Below are 16388 nucleotides of genomic sequence, written 5' to 3' on the forward strand. Positions count from 1 at the left end.
CACTAGAGAAATACACAAGTGGATTTGTCAGGAAACATATTAAAGTAATTAGGGGAAAACGAGCGGTAATCGGTTTTGTCCGCGTTTTCTTTAATTCTACCTATTACATCCAAACTTGGAGCTGTAGCAAACGCAGCCTTGTAAAACATTGTTCCATCAGATGTATTGCCGTTATTGTAGTACCATTGACCAACATTAGCATGCCCTTGTGCTTGTAAAGCTTCATTATCCAGTAATATGCTGTAGAGATCGATTGCTAATTCTATCAGTCCATGATCATAAAACCAATTAGCTATAAAATTTATTGTTTCCGTATTCGCCATATTTTGTATAAGAGCTGTATATTCGGCGATATATTCATATTTCCACATGTTTAATATTACATTTGCCAATAATTCTTCGTTTTCGATAATAGTTTCTTGGTTCCAATCTTTTTGTTCAAGGACTAACATTGCTTGAACAGAGAGTTGCTTGCATACTTCGAAGTTATACCAGCTCGCCGGTATGAAATTAAGATTCTTGCTAAGAATGGCTGAGGTAACTGCTAACGAATCAGGTACAGATTGAAGGTCATGTTGAATGTACTCGTGAAGCGATTCTTTTTGAGACATTCTTCTGATTAGTAAATCGGATATATCTAGATTTATATGTAATTCATCTATTTGATATCCATAATGTTCAATGAGCTTGCGGTTTCCGATTTTCAATGAAATTTTAAATAAAACGATGGAATTAAGCTGATCTTGTGGCGGGTATATTCGCTCAATGAAAGGAATCACCGCATCAACAGGTTCAAATAGTAGTAGATGCTCAATAAGGCGCTGCAGAACGTTATAGTTTTTGGGCTGCAACTGTAGTGTCTTCACCCAATGATTTATGGCTCTCGAGAAGTCTCCTCTTTTACGTGCGATTTCGGCTAACATCTGATGTGGAACGATTTGTGCATAGGTTGGTTGAACGGGTTTGTGTTGAAGTGATCTACCATTCGATACAAATCGATTTGAGATGTCAATACAATGCAGAAACTTCTCCTCAGCTGCAGTCCATAGACCTAACGTTTCATAAAGCAGGCCCTCCATACAGTGGAGATCCGTATTGAGTGGGGCTAGTTTAATTTCCTTTTTCAAGAGGGATGAAGCTTCACTATGTTTGCCCTCTTTTAGAAGTAATGAAATGTACCGGTCTAGAAGATGATAGTACCATGCATCAGCTGGTTTGGATTTTGCATAAGAACGTCGATATATGGTCAATGCCTCGCTATTACGTTCAGCATTACTATATTCATTTCCGAGCGTAAAACAGAAGTACGGATCATGCTGTTTTTCAATTGTATTTATTTTCTCGAATAAGGCTAGGTTACGCTCCGACTTATTCTTGTTACGTACGATAGAATCAGTATAGCCAGTATGATAAATAGTAGTTGTGATCGGCAATGGCGAGAAAGAAATATGTCCTAGATTTGAAACGAGTTGCTCGTGAATGATACCGTTATAACGGATGGAACCGTCATTGAAAAATAAACGGGCTCCCGTCGAGGCCATTACATTTTGTTCGTCATAACCACTTCCGGTAAAATTCAAAATATTCAAGGTGAATCCGATTGGGTGGTTTATATTAGCGTTGTTCTGTAATAGGTCACGAAGTTGCTGATGTCCATCTGTGCTCATATACTCATCGGCATCCAGAACTAGGATCCATTTACCTGTGGCGTGGCGGATAGATTCGTTGCGTGCAGCCGCAAAATCATTATTCCAGCAGAAATCGTATACGCGATCGGTGTATTGAAGCGCAATTTGTTTTGTTTGGTCGTTAGAACCCGTATCAACAATAATGATTTCATCTACAAGCGTTTTCACGCTATCCAGACATCGGGCCAGGACATTCTCTTCATTCTTGACGATCATACATAACGATATTAAATTGCACATAGGTCCTCCAGAAGATGTGTCGTTGATTCTATTTAATATATCGGATTGCAGCCATGTGTCAATTAATCAAAGAACGCAACGGCATTTGCGTTCTACAGATAGGCCGGATGCTTCCTTAAAAATAACAAAAGCGATTGATCGAGGGATGCAATCGCTTTTGTTAAGTGGTTATTGAACAGTTACGTTGATTGTTGCCACCGTTTGAAATCCTGCAGCGTCGATAACGGTTATTTTAACCGTATAGATTCCTGCAGCTGCTGCGACGTTGGTTGATTTTGTGCCGTTCCAAGCTGCTGTATAAGAGCCGGCATCTTGTTGAGTACTAGATTGAATAGTTCGAACTAACGTGTTCGTAGAAGTATACACAGCGATCGTTACTTTGCTTGCCTCGGAGATTGTATATCCGATTGTTGTCGTTCCGCCAACTGCAATCGTCATCGGGGATGCCGATAAATTAGTTACGCTAGGAGCGGTTTTATCAGTATCGATCGTGCCGGACGCTTCCTCAGCCGAGTGGCCCTCAAGATCAATGGCATTAATCTTGTAAGTATACGTGCCATCCTCGACAAGTGCTCCTGCATCGTTCTTGCCATTCCAAGCAATTGATTTGGCGCCGGCAGTTGTAGCGGCTTGATACAGTGTCCGTACAAGAATGCCTTCAGCATTATAAATGTTAATCGTTACATTGGCTTCCTCGGACAACGTGTACTTAATGGTAGCGGTTGATGTTCCGGTCACTTTCAACAAAGCAGGCGTTGCACTTACGGACGTAATCTTTGGAGCGCCAGTCTCAATATCGAACGGAACCGACTGTGTACTAGTGAAGCCGACAGCATCTGTTGTCGTTACTTTGATGGAATAAGCGCCGTCGGTAGCGAATGTCGTTGTCGTAACTTTACCGTCCCATTCAACCGTTTGGGCCCCAGCTTCTGTAGCTTTGCTGCTCCAGAGCGTCTTCACCGTTGCGTTCTTGCTGTTGACAATTGCTACGGTCGTCTTGCCGCTCTCGGATACGTTAAAGCCGATCGTCAGGCTATTGCTACCGGTAGGAGCGAAGACGGAAGGTGATGCGGATAGATTGCTAATCACAGGTGTTGTTTTGTCGGTTGTGATCGTTCCCTGCGACTCAGCCGTTAGTCCGGTTCCATCCTCAACCGAAATCTTATACGTGTATGTTCCATCCTCGACAAGTGCGCCCGCATCGTTTTTGCCATTCCAAGTGATAGACTTGGTGCCAGTCGTTTGGGCTGTTGCATTCGCGAGCGTGCGAACGACATTGCCTTGTGAATTAACAATAAGAACGGTTGCGGCTACTGGTTCGGACAGCGTGTATTTTATTGTAGCATTGGCTGTCCCTGTTACCTTGAAAGGATTCGGTGTTGCGCTGACCGAAGTGATTTTCGGGGCGCCCGATTCAATTGAGAAGGAAACCGATTGCGTTGCGGTCAAACCGACAGTATCGGTCGTCGTTACTTTTAACGTATACGTTCCGTCTGGTGCAAATGCAGTTGAGGAGGTTTTACCGTCCCAAGTCAGCGTCTGAGTGCCGGTCGTTGTAGCTGCATTGCTGGCGAACGTTTTAACAGTAGCGTTACTGCTGTTAATTAATGTAACGGTTGTTTTTCCAGGTTCAGAGAGCGTGTAGTTAAAGGTAATCGAATTGCTGCCGTTAGGCTCGAATAGCTCAGTTGATGCGGCTAGCTCAGTAATCGCAGGAGCTGTGGTATCGACTGTAATGGTTCCTGTTGCTACATTGCGGAATCCAAATTCATCGATCTCCGCAGTAATGAGATAGGTATAGATTCCGTCTGGCACAATTAATCCGGAATCGTTTTTGCCATTCCAAGCAACTGATTTTGAACCTAATGTTTGCGACACATGGTCAATAAGTGTACGTACGATGACTCCATCGGCATTTTGAAGCGTTACTGTAATAGCGGCGTCATCGGACAATGTATATTTGATCGCTGAAGTATTCGTTCCAGTCGGCTTAAAGGGATTTACTGTTGCGCTGACCGACGTTAAGTACGGCCCTTTATAATTGATATAACCAAACTTTTCAATTTTCGTTACGTGACCCGCGGAGTCTTTTGCCTCTACACGGTATGTATATTTACCTTCAGCTGTGATGCCGATATTGTTGGCAGTATCATGAATAATGACCGAGTTGTATCCAGCACTCTGCGGCTCGTTCGATAAGAAGGTATACACGAGTTTATTCAGATTATTGTATGCCGTTACTGTAACTAAGCTATCTTCTGACAACTCATATTCATATCCGAATACCCCACCTTCATAATAAAAGTGTTTGAAACCTTCCAAAGCAGGTGCTTCGCTATCGACCGTAATGGTGGCGTACTGGGTCTGGAATCCGATCCCGCTTGCTGAAGCGTCAAGCTCGATCTGGTAGTCGCCGGATGGCACGAGCGCGTTCGAATTGTTTTTGCCATTCCAGGTAAAGGTATATGTGCCGGCGCTTTTCGTGACATTGGTTTGAACAGTTTTAACCAGATTCATGGCCGAGTCGTAGATTTTGATAGAAACAGATGCTGATTTATCCAGTGAATAGGATACAGAAGTTGTATTAGAGCCGGTTGGTCCGAATGGATTGGCCGATATTTGATTAAATCTCAGGCCAAGCGTATTAGCATTAGGATTAGCGTTTAATGCGGCGTTAACGTCGACCAGCCCGTAGCCAAATGTGTTATCTCGTCCGACAGTGCCGAGATCAACTGTAGTCGTCATGAGCAAGCGGGTAAGGTCTGCTGTTCCGAGTTCAGGGTGATGAGACCAGACAAGAGCGGCAGCGCCTGCTACTACAGGAGACGCCATAGATGTACCCTGCTTGTACTCGTAACCGCCGCCTGGAACGGTACTCAATATTTCGGTGCCTGGCGCGGAAATGTCGACTGTTGATCCATAGTTGGAGAAGCTTGCCTTCTTATTGTTCTGATCCGTTGCAACGACACTAATAACATTGTCTAATGCAGCCGGATAGTTCGCAGCCGAAGAATTGTTGTTCCCCGCGGCAGCTACGACCAATACGCCATGGCTATTTGCATAATTCACGGCATCCTGCATAGCTTGCGAGTAGCTGCTGAAACCTAGGCTCATATTTATAATAGAAGCGCCATGGTCAGTAGCCCATTGAATAGCCTCAATAACATCCAGTGATGATCCTGTTCCGCCGTCGTTCATTGCTTTAAGGGGCATGATTTTGCTTGAAGCAGCAATGCCTGCTATTCCTTGGCCGTTATTCATCGTTGCAGCAATAATGCCTGCTACATGGGTGCCATGACTATGAATATCTTCCGTGTTAGTCGTATTGTCTATCGTATTATAGCCTGCTACTAGGTTGGTTACGAGATCGGGATGGTCGGAGTCAACGCCTGTGTCGATAACGGCAACGACTGTACTTTGGCTCCCGGTGGTGGTGTTCCATGCTTGATCGGCTTTGACTCTAGGTACGTACCACTGCTCGGCATAACGTGTGTCGGATGGGTTGTCGAATACGGTGCCGATATAGTTAGGTTCTGCATACTCGACTCGTGCATCTGCCTGCAGTTTAGGCAATTCTGTAGCTACAGTGGCACCTGGAGCGAGTTCAATCGTCGAAACATCGAGTGGACCACTGGCTGCACCAGCGGCAACGTCGCCATTCACGACTTCGGCTACTGTGTCGGGATTCACGCCAGGCTTGAATTTCACGATTAGCTCTCCTTCTATATAAGGAAGGTTTGCATTGTACACCTCGCCTGACTGATTACTGGATTGCTCCCCGAATGCAACAGGGGAAGCGAAGGCGAGACTTTGCGCTGTAACTAAAGCAGCGAGCGCAATTTTCCACTTGCGAGATTTTAAAGCCATGATAGACCCTCCTGTATGGTAATGCTTTAAATATCGGCTTTAAGAAGGAGGGAAATGAGAGTTTCTACTAATTTTTTATTACTAAAGTCTTGGTTTATAAGGGTCGAAAGTCCTTGTTTCATGCTCTTGTATCCGTTTTCAAAAAAATGTTTGACAATTATATGAAGTCAAGGTATATTCGTGTTGTGGGCCTAACATCAAGGCCGGACACAGCATTTGAAGATGAAGGGAATGTTATGCATGCAAGGTAAAGTAAAATGGTTTAACGCAGAAAAAGGCTACGGATTCATCGAGACGGAACAAGGTGGCGACGTTTTCGTACACTTCTCCGCAATCCAAGCTGAAGGCTTCAAAACGCTGGAAGAAGGCCAAGCTGTAGAATTCGACATCGTCGAAGGCGCACGTGGTCCACAAGCTGCAAACGTAGTTAAACTGTAATTATCGGCTTATTATAAGCCCACTTCATAGATGGTGTCCACACCAGACATGAGCGACGAAACCCCGGGTTCCCCGGGGTTTTCTTATGTCTTTCAATCGCCAGGATCAGGAAAGCTCAAAACTCGACTAATTCCATCAATTTCATAGCGAAAAGAATGCAGTATTTTGAGGGTCGGACTCGAAACAATAGAGCGTTTCCGTAATGATTTTTCAGAAAATTCACAAATAACTGAAAATACTTATGTTCGAGGCCGATATCATATGTTATAATAAGAACAAGTAAAGGAGGAGTGCCCCATGAAATACAACATTCGAGGTCAAAACCTACCAGTGACGGAAGCGCTGCGCGAGTACGTCGAGAAGAAGATCAGCCGCCTGGAAAAGTATTTTGAAGCACCAATCACCTCCGAAACAAACGTTACCCTATCGGTAACCAAAGGATACCACGCAGTCGAAGTTACGATACCGCTTACAGGTGTCATGCTTCGGGCAGAAGTGAAGAGCGAGGACATGTATGCTTCCATTGACGAAGTAGTGGACAAACTGGAACGTCAAATCCGGAAGCACAAGACGAAGGTTAATCGTAAAATCCGCAACGAGAGCGGCATTCGCACCTTCTTCAGGGATTCGGGTTCTGCCGCGCGCGTACTGGAAGATGAGGAAGACTTCGAGGTCGTTCGCACGAAGCAAGTCACGTTAAAGCCGATGGATGTGGAAGAGGCAATCCTTCAGATGAACATGGTCGGGCATAATTTCTTCGTCTTCGCGAATGCGGATACGAAAGAGGTAAACGTCGTTTACAGACGCCATGATGGCAGATACGGGCTTATTGAACAGAGCTAGTATATTAATGAAACGAAAATATATGCAGGACATATTCGGGTAAATCAAGCCCCTTTTCCTTACAGGAAGAGGGGTTTTCAACTATTAAGCAGCAATTGAGTCTTATGGCAATACTGGAAACGCTATTCGGCTCATTGCGACAAGGTTCACAAACTGTTACAATTTATGCATTAAGAGATAGCGCAAAGGTCGTCATCTGATTACTCGGCGACCGCTGAGGCAGAAGACAGACATAAGTTTGACGTTTATAGAAGACGGGGAACGATGAAAGGAAGGGCGGTTGCTGATGCTCGGATTGGTGAAGAAAATATTCGGCGATGCGAATGAGCGCGAGATTAAACGGTTGATGCGCACCGTCGAGGAGATTAACGGAATAGAGTCAAAGTTCACGGGACTGTCGGACGAAGAGCTGCGCGGCAAGACGGCAGAGTATAGAGCGCGCCTGGAGAAGGGCGAGGATCTGAATGATCTGCTGCCAGAAGCGTTCGCTACCGTTCGCGAAGCGGCTAAGCGTACGCTCGGCATGCGTCATTTTGACGTACAGTTGATCGGTGGTATGGTGCTGCACGAAGGCAAGATCTCCGAGATGAAAACCGGTGAAGGTAAAACGCTTGTCGGTACGCTGCCGGTTTATTTGAACGCGCTGCTCGGCAAGGGCGTGCACGTCGTTACGGTCAATGATTACTTGGCACAGCGCGATAGCGCGCTCATGGGTCAAGTATATGAGTTCCTTGGCTTGACAGTAGGCTGTAACCTTCATGGCCTGACGCATGCTCAGAAACAAGAAGCCTATGCATGCGATATTACGTATGGTACGAATAACGAATTCGGATTCGACTACCTGCGCGATAACATGGTTCTTTATAAGGAACAAATGGTTCAGCGTCCGCTCTACTTCGCGATCATTGACGAAGTGGACTCCATTCTCGTCGATGAAGCAAGAACGCCGCTTATCATTTCCGGTCAAGCAGCGAAGTCAACGGAAATGTATTTTGCAGCAGACCGTTTCGTTTCGCGTTTGAAAGTGGAAGAAGACTTCACGATCGACATCAAGCTGCGTAACGTTACAATGACTGAAGCAGGCGTTGAGAAAGCGGAGAAAGCATTCGCGATCGAGAACCTGTTCGACCACGCGAACGTTCTGCTCAATCATCATATCCAACAAGCACTCAAAGCACATAACATTATGAAACGCGATGTTGACTATGTTGTTCAGGATGAAGAAGTAGTTATCGTCGACGAATTTACTGGCCGTCTGATGGCTGGCCGTCGTTACAGCGATGGTCTGCACCAAGCGATTGAAGCGAAGGAACAGATCAAGGTGCAGAACGAGAGCATGACGCTCGCAACGATCACGTTCCAGAACTACTTCCGTATGTACCGCAAGCTGGCCGGCATGACGGGTACGGCGAAGACAGAGGAAGAAGAGTTCAAGAAAATTTACGGCCTCGAGGTCATTCAAATCCCGACGAACCGGACGAACATCCGTAAGGATACACCGGACGTCGTATACAAATCGGAGAATGGCAAGTTCAAAGCGGTTGTCGAAGAAATCGTCAAACGCCATGCGAACAATCAGCCAGTGCTCGTCGGTACCGTATCGATCGAGAACTCTGAGCGTGTATCCGAGATGCTGAAGAAACGCGGCATCCAGCATAAAGTACTCAACGCGAAGTACCATGCCGAAGAAGCAGAGATTATCTCGCACGCTGGCCAATGGGGAGCGGTTACGATCGCAACGAACATGGCTGGCCGCGGTACAGATATTTTGCTTGGCGAGGGCGTAAGTGAACTCGGTGGTCTTCACATTATCGGTACGGAGCGCCATGAGAGCCGCCGAATCGATAATCAGCTTCGCGGTCGTGCAGGCCGTCAAGGCGACCCGGGTTCTTCGCAGTTCTATCTGTCGCTTGAAGATGAACTGATGCGCCGCTTCGGTGCGGAGAACATCATGGGCATGATGGAGCGCCTCGGCTTCGACGAAGATCAACCAATCGAGAGCCGTATGATCTCTCGTGCCGTTGAATCGGCTCAGAAGCGCGTTGAGGGCAACAACTTCGATATGCGTAAAGTTGTCCTGCAATACGACGATGTCATGAACCAACAGCGTGAAATCATCTACAAACAGCGCCGTGAAGTGCTGGAGTCGGAGAATATCCGCCTCATCGTCATTGAGATGATCAAGCCGGTTATTGAACGTATCGTTGCTGCACACTGCGAAGGCGACATTCCAGAGGAATGGGATCTGCAGGCAATTGTGGATTACGCGCATGGCAACCTGCTGCAAGAGGGCACGCTGACGAAGGAAGAGTTGTGGGGCAAGGAAACGGAAGAAATCACCGACCTGCTCTTTAGCAAAGTCGAGAAGCTGTACGACGAGCGTGAAGAACAGATCGGCACGGAGACGATGCGTGAGTTCGAGAAGGTTGTTGCGCTTCGCGCGGTAGACTCGAAGTGGATGGACCATATCGATGCAATGGATCAACTCCGTCAAGGTATCCACCTTCGTGCATACGGCGGTACCGATCCGCTGCGTGAGTACCAGTTCGAAGGCTTCGAGATGTTCCAAGAGATGATCGAGAACATTCAAGAAGAGATTACCAAATACATTATGAAGGCGCATGTCGAGAATAACCTCGAGCGTCAAGAAGTTGCGAAGGGTCAGACGGAATCAGGCGGCAGCGGCGAACCAGCGGCGAAGCGTCCGGCTAAAGCTTCAGAAGCTGACCGAATCGGTCGTAACGATCCATGTCCTTGCGGCAGCGGCAAGAAATATAAGCTGTGCCACGGCAAAGCTTAACAAGCATTAACGATCATAACGTTTAATGCGCAATAAAGTTAATGCTCAGTAAAGTTAATGATCCCAAATCTTAATGCCGACAAAGTTTTAAGCGATGAATCATTAACGTCATATAGCCGTAAGGATCAGATGGCGGACGCGCACAGCTTCAATCGCGCGCTCCGCCTCTGTTCACATCCGTTTGCTATAGGGCATAGCTTGTAGCAGCACAGCTGTACTAATAACGTTGAAACAACGATTTTGAGGTGAAGCGAACCATGATAGATATTAAGGTCAAGCAAGACCTGCGTGAGATGGCGAAGCGACTCCAAGAGCTCAGGGGGTCTCTTTGACTTCGATCTGAAGCAGGAGATGATCGCCAACTTCGAGGAGAAGATGACGGCACCGGATTTTTGGGACGATAATGACAAAGCGCAAGCGGTCATTGCAGAACTGAACGCAGTCAAGTCAACGGTAGAGAAGTATGAGAAGCTGGCGTCAGATCATGAGGAACTCACGATGATGTTGGAGCTGGCTGAAGAGGAAAGCGACGATTCGCTTGAGGCTGAACTGACACAAGGCGTACAGTCTCTTGTCGAGCGCATTAGCGAATTCGAGCTGACGCTGCTGCTCAACCAACCGTATGATAAGCTGAATGCCATTCTTGAGCTTCATCCAGGTGCTGGCGGCACCGAGTCGCAGGATTGGGCGCAAATGCTGTACCGCATGTATACACGCTGGGCAGAGAAGAGTGGCTTCAAGGTTGAACTGCTCGATTATCTGGATGGTGACGAAGCGGGAATCAAGAGCGTAACGATCTTGGTTAAGGGATACAATGCATATGGCTACTTGAAAGCGGAGAAAGGCGTGCATCGGCTCGTTCGTATCTCGCCATTCGATGCGTCAGGCCGACGTCATACGTCATTCGTATCTTGTGACATTATGCCGGAGATCGACGATGATATTGAGATCGAGATTCGTACCGAGGATCTTAAAGTTGATACGTATCGGGCCAGCGGTGCAGGCGGACAGCATATTAATAAGACGGAATCGGCTATTCGTATCACACATATGCCTACAGGCATCGTCGTTTCCTGCCAGACCCAGCGCTCCCAGATTCAGAACCGCGAACAAGCGATGAAGATGCTGCGTTCCAAGCTGTATGAGCAGAAGATCGAAGAACAGCAGAAGCATCTAGCCGAGATTCGCGGCGAACAGTCGGATATCGCTTGGGGCAGCCAGATTCGTTCCTATGTGTTCCACCCGTACAGCATGGTTAAGGATCACCGCACTGGCGTGGAGACTGGTAATGTAGGCGCAGTTATGGACGGCGACCTGAATGCTTTCATCGATGGCTATCTGCGCAGCCAGATTCGGCAGGAGCCTTCAGGGGAGTGAGAATTTCATACACAGCAATTCTTTGGTAGCTAGACCTCCAAAGGATTGATTAGGAGTGAAAGCAACCCGTCAGGCAATTAGCCTGTACGGGTTGCTTTTTTCTTACACTCAAATTCTAAGTCTGCTGAATAGGGCAGGCTTTTTTATTTGCTTACCGATCGAAGGGCCGTTTCATATATCCCCCTTTTCTGAACGATACTAACCATACCGCTGTCTACATTACTACTCTAGGCTTCTACAAAAATGCTATCCCTGTGCGATAAGGATGTATATAATGTTAACGCAATCTTATCTATAGAATGTTACTCGTCCTAGGAGGCCCGACATCATGAATCAACCCGCAATGCCCAAATCCTCTCGAGCGCGCCGGCGCCGCGCCACCGGGCCGTCGAATCCGCTTACGCAAGCGATATGGGCGATCGCCCAGCTGCTTGTTGGCGCTTTTATTATCGCAGCAAGCTTCAATCTGTTCCTGGTCCCGAATGGCATCGCCTCTGGCGGGGTCTCTGGCTTATCCATTATCGTCAAGCAAGCACTCGGGATTCAACCTGCGTTCACCCAGTGGACGATTAATATACCGCTGTTCTTTGCCGGACTATGGCTGCTGGGCAAACGGTTCGCGCTTAAGACATTGCTCGGGTCTTTTATGCTGCCTTTATTCGTATTGTTGACTGCTCATTGGCCGCCGCCGACAGATAATCCGCTTCTTGCGGCTGTTTATGGGGGCGTCGGTGTTGGACTTGGTCTTGGACTTGTTTTCCGCGGGCGCGGTTCGACAGGCGGCACAGACCTTGCGGCTCAAATCCTTCACAAATACACGGGAATGTCGCTTGGCATAACCGTTGTTTGTTTTGATGGACTTGTGATCCTCCTGGCAGGTATTTTTATCTCACCGGAAAATGCACTGTACGCCTTGATCGCGTTGTTCGTTACGAGCAAAACGATCGATCTGCTTCAAACGGGCCTTGCGCTCTCCAAAGTTGCCTTCATTATAAGCGATCGCACGGAGGAACTTGCCGACGTTGTGCTGACGCAGCTTGACCGCGGATTGACCGAGCTTGATGCGCATGGCGGCTATACGGGACAGCAGCGCACCGTATTGATGGTCGTCGTCAGTCAGAACGAAGTGCCGAAACTCAAAGCGATCATTCGTTCCGTCGACCCAGGCGCATTCGTCATCATCAGCCAGACTGCAGAAGTCATTGGTCAGGGGTTCAAAATCGAGTGAATACGCCTTGCATGCAGGTTTGCTCGACAAACTACGACAAAGCGCATAGCGGCGCGGAAAAAGCCGCTTTTTTGTCGTTGTATTTATATTAGTGTGGATGTATAATAATACGAAGTTAGAAACGGAATCGTTCATTTCACTTTGGCTCGGAATCATGTACAATGGGTTATTAGGGAAATAAGTCCAAGCATAAATAAAGCTTCAATAACGATGGGAGAGACGTTAATGAGCAACCATACATTGAACGCAGCCATTATTGGCTCTACTGGCTACGGCGGCGTAGAATTGATCCGTCTGCTGGCCAGTCACCCGTACGTCCAAGTGACGTCGGTTGTATCATCTTCGAGCGAAGGAACACCGATCGCAGACGGTTTTCCGCATCTAGTTGAGATTCGGACCGACCTGCTGGATGGCGTTGATGCGAAGGCAATCCGCGCGAAGGCAGATGTCGTATTCCTTGCAACGCCAGCAGGCATTGCAGCGAAGCTGACGCCTGAACTGCTGGAAGCGGGACTGAAGGTTATCGACATTTCCGGCGACCACCGTTTGAAATCGCCTGCTCTGTATGAGCAGTGGTATAAGAAGACTCCGGCTGACGAAGCGTATCTCGCTCAAGCTGTATACGGACTTGCAGAAGTTTACGGGGACCGCGTACAGGGCGTAGACCTGATTTCGAACCCAGGATGCTTCCCGACGGCAACGCTGCTCGGTCTTGTTCCGGCAGTAGCTGCGGGCTGGATTGATCCGGCTACGATCATTATCGATGCCAAGTCGGGCGTATCCGGCGCAGGCCGCGGTGCGAGCCTGGGCACGCACTACTCCGAGCTTAACGAGAACTTCAGCGCGTACAAAGTAAACAAGCATCAGCATATCCCAGAGATCGAGCAAGTGCTGACGGATATCGCTGGCAAGCCTGTTACAACAACTTTTACGACACACTTGGTTCCGATGACACGGGGCATCATGTCCACCATGTATGCAACTGTTATTGGTGATCACGGTGACGACGACTTCGTTCAGCTGTACCGTCAATACTATGAGGGCCGCAAATTCGTCCGCGTCCGCGACACGGGCAAATGGCCGAAAACGAAGGAAGTATGGGGCTCCAACTACTGCGATATCGGCTTTATCAACGATCCTCGCACTGGCCGTGTCACCATCGTTTCCGTCATCGACAACCTCGTCAAAGGCGCAGCAGGTCAAGCGATCCAAAACCTCAACCTCTCCATGGGCTGGGACGAAACGCTAGGCCTCAACTTTGTACCGGTCTATCCATAAGTACCCTTAGGATGTTAGAAGTGCCGCGCACCAGCACGGAGCGAAGCGGGCGAATACATTCTGGAGAAGTGTCAACGTTCGCCTTTGTCACTCGGATTGTTACCATTTCTGAATCTATACAATCAGAACAATCCGAGGACAACAGCGATCGGAAGAATGTATCGCACGCGGAGCGGTGTCTGCATATAGCACTTTTCTCTTTTGAACTTACATCGCACACAATCTAATCAAAACGAAACGAACCCAGGCACTTATTACATCCTAAAGGAGACACAACGATGGCAAGCAACAACCTTTTCGACATCGTGGCTGACGGCAGCGTCACGACACCCCGCGGCTTCCAGGCTGGCGGCCTGCATTGCGGTTTAAAGAAAACAACGCGCCATGACCTGGGCGCGATTATTTGTGAAGTGCCGGCATCGGCAGCAGGCGTATATACGACGAACGTATTCCAAGCCGCTCCTATCCGTGTAACGAAGGAGAGCATTGGCGAAGAGGGCCTGCTGCGCGGCGTAATCGTTAACAGCGGTAACGCTAATGCCTGCACGGGCAAGCAGGGTGACGCTGACGCATTCGAGATGCGTGCGAAGTTTGCGGAAGCAATCGGCGTACCGGCAGCACACATTGCAGTTGCATCAACTGGCGTAATTGGCGAGAACCTGAAGATGGACCGCGTTCGTGACGGTATAGCGAAACTCCCGGCCAAGTTGGCTGCAGATGTACAAGGTGCAGCGGACTTCAATCAAGCGATTCTAACGACGGATCTTGTTGAGAAAACAGCTTGCGTACGCCTTGAGTTGGATGGACAAGTTGTTCATATTGCAGGCGCCGCGAAGGGCTCCGGCATGATTCATCCGAACATGGCGACGATGCTCGGCTTCGTAACGACGGACGCTGCAATCGGCAGCGCTGAGTTGACGACGCTGCTTCGTCAAGCGACGGATCTGTCGTTCAATATGATTACGGTTGACGGTGACACCAGTACGAACGACATGCTTGTTGCAATGGCAAGCGGTCTTGCAGGCAACACGACGCTGACGCCAGCGCATCCGGGCTGGAATGCATTCGCAGAAGCTCTGCGCTATGTATGCGAGGTGCTTGCGAAGGCAATCGCTCGCGACGGCGAAGGCGCAACGAAGCTCGTTGAAGTGCAAGTACGCGGCGCAGTGAGCGACGATGCTGCACAAGCAATCGCGAAGACGGTTATCGGTTCCTCGCTCGTGAAATCCGCTGTATTCGGCGCGGATGCGAACTGGGGACGTATTATTGCGGCTGTAGGCCGTGCGGGTCAGCCCGTTAACCCTGAGACGGTCGATATCCGGCTTGGCGATATTGTAACGTTGGAACAATCGCGTCCAATCGGCTTTGATGAAGAGGCGGCGCTCGAGTATTTGAAAGGCGACACGGTCGTCATTCACGTCGACCTGCATATGGGCGAAGGTTCGGCAACAGCATGGGGCTGCGATCTGACGTATGATTACGTCCGCATCAACGCAGCATACCGGACGTAAGGCGAAGGAGAACGGATCGAGATGGAACAACGTTTTGTTATGAAATGCGGCGGCAGCACGCTCGCTGCACTGCCGAATGCATTTTTTGCAGAGCTCAAAGAGCTTCAACAGTCGGGCGTTCGTCCTGTTATCGTACACGGCGGCGGCCCTGCGATTAGCGATACGCTTGGCAAGCTCGGCATCGAGACCGAGTTTGTGAACGGCTTGCGCAAGACGAACGACGACGTTCTTGATGTCGTGGAGATGGTGCTTGCAGGCAAGATCAACAAAGAGATCGTTCGCAAAATCCAACTGAACGGCGCAAAGGCGCTTGGTCTGTCTGGCGTTGACGGCAAGCTGATTCAAGCGAAGCCTGTTGCGAATGCGGACGAGATCGGCTTTGTCGGCGACGTTACGGACGTGAACGCCGCTGTTATTGAAGGCGTTATGGGCATGGGCTACATACCGGTCATCGCGCCAATCGGCATCGATGATGCTGCTCAACGTTACAACATCAACGCTGACACGGCGGCGGGAGCCGTTGCTTCCCATCTTGGTGTAGAGCGAATGATCGTTGTAACCGACGTGCCGGGCATTTTGAAAACGGTGGATGGAGAGAAGCAAGTTCTGCCAACCGTAACCGTTGCAGAGATTGAAGCAATGATTGCTTCAGGCGAAATTTATGGCGGCATGATTCCGAAAGTGCGCGCAGCGATTCAATGCATTCAAGGCCGTGTCAGCGAGGTTGTCATCGTCAAAGGTGATGAGCCGGGCGTTCTGACGCGTGCGGTGCTTGAAGGCGGCGTAGGCACACGAATCGTGCGTTAGATAGAGGAAGTTCAAAAAGTCCGCTTTTGATCACGAAGCATCACAAGTAGCGTATTCGGCGTCGAATCTTGGATGAAGCAGAGACTTCCGGTTCTCACGTAGCAAATCACTACGCTCCGATCCTCATTCCCTGCTTGCTCCAACCTTCTCGGTGCTGAAAAGCGAACTTTTTGAACGCGCATTTTGTAGAGGAAGTTCAAAAAGTCCGCTTTTGATCACGAAGCATCACAAGTAGCGTATTCGGCGTCGAATCTTGGATGAAGCAGAGACTTCCGGTTCTCACGTAGCAAATCACTACGCTCCGATCCTCA

General features: G+C 48.6%; 10 protein-coding genes. 8 read left to right on the forward strand and 2 right to left on the reverse strand.

The window, feature by feature from the left end; all coding sequences use genetic code 11:
- Nucleotides 1-2 precede the first annotated feature (2 nt).
- Nucleotides 3-1928 (reverse strand): glycosyltransferase, encoded by a 1926-nt coding sequence (locus H8B09_RS18920; RefSeq protein WP_224753730.1) that lies wholly within the window; start codon nucleotides 1926-1928, stop codon nucleotides 3-5.
- 168 nt (nucleotides 1929-2096) lie between these two features.
- Nucleotides 2097-5795, reverse strand: a complete 3699-nt coding sequence (locus tag H8B09_RS18925) for a FlgD immunoglobulin-like domain containing protein (protein WP_191205096.1) — start codon at nucleotides 5793-5795, stop codon at nucleotides 2097-2099.
- A gap of 240 nt (nucleotides 5796-6035) precedes the next feature.
- On the opposite strand from H8B09_RS18925, the gene H8B09_RS18930 reads away from it, so the two are divergent.
- From H8B09_RS18930 to argB, 8 genes are all read left to right on the forward strand, one after another.
- Nucleotides 6036-6233: a cold-shock protein gene (locus H8B09_RS18930; protein WP_015847290.1), complete on the forward strand. Its 198-nt coding sequence runs from the start codon at nucleotides 6036-6038 to the stop codon at nucleotides 6231-6233.
- Nucleotides 6234-6530: 297 nt separating this feature from the next.
- A complete protein-coding gene (hpf, locus tag H8B09_RS18935) occupies nucleotides 6531-7076 on the forward strand; it encodes a ribosome hibernation-promoting factor, HPF/YfiA family (protein WP_191205097.1) in 546 nt (181 codons plus the stop codon).
- A 286-nt stretch (nucleotides 7077-7362) separates the two neighbouring features.
- Nucleotides 7363-9876: a preprotein translocase subunit SecA gene (gene secA / locus H8B09_RS18940; RefSeq protein ID WP_191205098.1), complete on the forward strand. Its 2514-nt coding sequence runs from the start codon at nucleotides 7363-7365 to the stop codon at nucleotides 9874-9876.
- A 257-nt stretch (nucleotides 9877-10133) separates the two neighbouring features.
- Nucleotides 10134-11253, forward strand: a protein-coding gene (gene prfB / locus H8B09_RS18945; protein ID WP_191205099.1) for a peptide chain release factor 2 whose coding sequence is annotated in 2 segments (ribosomal slippage) — nucleotides 10134-10205 and nucleotides 10207-11253 — 1119 coding nt in all. Because the reading frame shifts where the segments join, the coding sequence is not laid out codon by codon here.
- Between the two features lie 328 nt (nucleotides 11254-11581).
- On the forward strand, nucleotides 11582-12481 hold the full coding sequence (locus tag H8B09_RS18950; protein WP_191205100.1) for a YitT family protein: 900 nt from the start codon (nucleotides 11582-11584) through the stop codon (nucleotides 12479-12481).
- A gap of 225 nt (nucleotides 12482-12706) precedes the next feature.
- Nucleotides 12707-13759: an N-acetyl-gamma-glutamyl-phosphate reductase gene (gene argC, locus H8B09_RS18955; RefSeq protein WP_224753731.1), complete on the forward strand. Its 1053-nt coding sequence runs from the start codon at nucleotides 12707-12709 to the stop codon at nucleotides 13757-13759.
- Nucleotides 13760-14037: 278 nt separating this feature from the next.
- A complete protein-coding gene (argJ, locus tag H8B09_RS18960; RefSeq protein ID WP_191205101.1) occupies nucleotides 14038-15270 on the forward strand; it encodes a bifunctional ornithine acetyltransferase/N-acetylglutamate synthase in 1233 nt (410 codons plus the stop codon).
- A 21-nt stretch (nucleotides 15271-15291) separates the two neighbouring features.
- The gene (gene argB, locus H8B09_RS18965) at nucleotides 15292-16077 is read left to right on the forward strand and encodes an acetylglutamate kinase (RefSeq protein ID WP_191205102.1); all 786 of its coding nucleotides are present in this window, start codon (nucleotides 15292-15294) and stop codon (nucleotides 16075-16077) included.
- The last annotated feature ends 311 nt before the right edge of the window (nucleotides 16078-16388 follow it).

The organism is Paenibacillus terricola, from assembly GCF_014779765.1.
GTDB classification, from domain to species: domain Bacteria; phylum Bacillota; class Bacilli; order Paenibacillales; family Paenibacillaceae; genus Paenibacillus_T; species Paenibacillus_T terricola.